The sequence below is a fragment of the Helicobacter sp. 11S02629-2 genome (genome assembly GCF_002272875.1).
Lineage (GTDB): Bacteria > Campylobacterota > Campylobacteria > Campylobacterales > Helicobacteraceae > Helicobacter_I.
The window spans coordinates 1-2,220 of the sequence record NZ_MLAN01000034.1 but is presented as its reverse complement, the minus strand read 5'-3'; the positions used below and the strand labels follow the sequence as shown (position 1 = coordinate 2,220).

Annotated in this window: 1 protein-coding gene; it reads left to right on the top strand. The window is 32.7% G+C overall.

From position 1 onward, the window contains the following. The first annotated feature begins 242 nt into the window (after positions 1-242). Positions 243-1,616, top strand: a complete 1,374-nt coding sequence (locus tag BKH40_RS08510; protein ID WP_095278598.1) for a hypothetical protein — start codon at positions 243-245, stop codon at positions 1,614-1,616. Positions 1,617-2,220: the final 604 nt, after the last annotated feature.

Genomic DNA, 2,220 nt, shown 5'->3' with positions numbered 1-2,220 from the left:
TTTAACTTTATCTTTGTTTTTTAACTTTTAGTTTCATATTTCATGTTTCATGTTTCATCTTTCATCTTTTATGTTTTATGTTTTATGTTTTATGTTTTATGTTTTATGTTTTATGTTTTATGTTTTACCTTTTACCTTTTACCTTAACTTTCATATTAGCTTTTTACTTTTAATCCTTAAATTGATCTTATCTTTATCTTAACTCTTACTTAAAAGTAACTCTTGATGAAAATGGCAGTTTTATGAACTCATCTAATAGTGTAGCTGGTGGTGCAAGTGTGCTAAATGGGGCGACTGGAGCCAATTCAGTGCTTAGTGGAATTTCACTTAGTGCCATAAACCAACCCCTTGCAGCAGCCTTAGATAATCAGGCTGCTGCAGTGCAAAACTTACAAGATTCTTTAAGTCAATTATCAAATAATTTAAACACTAATCAAACTCAAGTATCAGATATCATGTCTATAGCCTTTAAAAACTCCGATAATACTGGTTTTGCATACAAAAAATTACAAAGCATTCAAAATGCACCAGTTACAACTCAAAATCCTCAAAGTAAAAAAGATAGTGATACAGGAGTGTGGAGTACATACACATACGCATCTGGGGAAAGATTGCTATCAGATATGAAAGTACTTTTGGATAAAAATCAATACATCCTACCTCCAGAGCAAAGAGGGACTCCAGAAACCATTAGAGATAATAATATCTTTCAAAGTAGAACTGGTTTAGTTCAAAACGCACAAGCCTTAACTGCCGCTATAGCAGAGAGTACGAGTAAGAATACTAGCTCTTTAATGGATAGAATAGATGCTTTTAGAAATGCTGCTAATGCAGTTCAAAGGCAACAAAATATTGATGCTATAAATAATCCAACCTTTATAGCTGCAGCTAATGCACAAACACAAGCTTTAGCTGCTCTAAATGCTGCAGCTCAAAATGTGGATAATGCCATCAAAGCTAATCAGGCAAATGTTCAAGTCATAAATAATGCAATCTCAAATAAAGCGGGTAGTAACATTGGCACAGCAGGTGTTACAGCATGGGAAGATCCAATAACTGCAAAAAACACTGTGCCAGCTTCTAATGCTATGTACTCTATACTACGTGATGGTATAAAAACTGACACAAATGGCAACACGCAAAATAGTCTTGATTACAAGCTTGGAAGCGACAAAGTTTCAGTAGACAAAGTTACAGATCCAAATAAAATATTTAACAGTAGTACTGCTAAGGTTACCACTCCAGGGCTTGAGGCAAGTATAGATGCTGTTAATAAAGCTATAAATCAAGGCGATCCAGCTAATGGCGTTAAAAGTCTAAAGCAAGCAGTTGCTGATGTTGCCAAAACTACTCAAAATCTTGCCACTATAAGAACAGTGATAGCTGCAGCAACTGCCTCATCTAACGCATCTTTAGCTGCTGCAACCAAAGACGCTGCAGCTAAACGTAATAATGCTGTAACCATCTTACCTACTGCTAAAGCTGGTATAGTTGCTTTCTTTGGTAAACATCAATCTGTATCAGTAGAGTATCAATACTATTTTAGAAATACTAATCCAAACTTTACTAGTGGTGAAGTAACTCTAAACTATGCTTATTACTTTGGTGGAAAGTAGATTCTAAGAAATCCTATTAACTTGTAGGGAAATAGATTCTAAGTTAGAAAATAGAATCTAATAAATCCTAGTAACTTGGAAAGAAATAGATTCTATGAATAAAAATAGAATCTAAGAAGTGTGTGATTATTACGTTAAAAATCACACCTTCTGCTAGTACATGACTTAGATGGTAACTTCTAAAATTCAAAAATAGAATCTAAGTAAGTAGGATAAAGCTTAAGCTAAAAGCAAAGATTAGATTCTAAAACTTTAGAATCTAAGAAATCCTATTAACTTTGAAGGAAATAGATTCTATAAATAAAAACAGAATCTAAAAAGTGTGTGATCATCACATAAAAGGTCACAACTTCTGCTGATAATAGCTTAGATGGCAGATTTTAAAGTTTAAAACTAGAATCTAAAAAATCCTAGTAAATACTAATTTGATACTAGTCCTCTAACAAGGACTAGCATTTAACTTTAAAACAAGTATCTAGCTTTAAACAAAACTAAGCTAATCTAAAACCAAAATAAAACTACTTAGCAGTGAATCTTTAATATTCTCCCGAGCTAAAGATCAAAATAAAATAGATATAGAAATAAAAGTCCACTTACTTAACTA

Coding starts and splice junctions, on each gene's coding strand:
- BKH40_RS08510 (WP_095278598.1), top strand. CDS start 243: ATGAACTCATCTAATAGTGTAGCTGGTGGTGCAAGTGTGCTAAATGGG.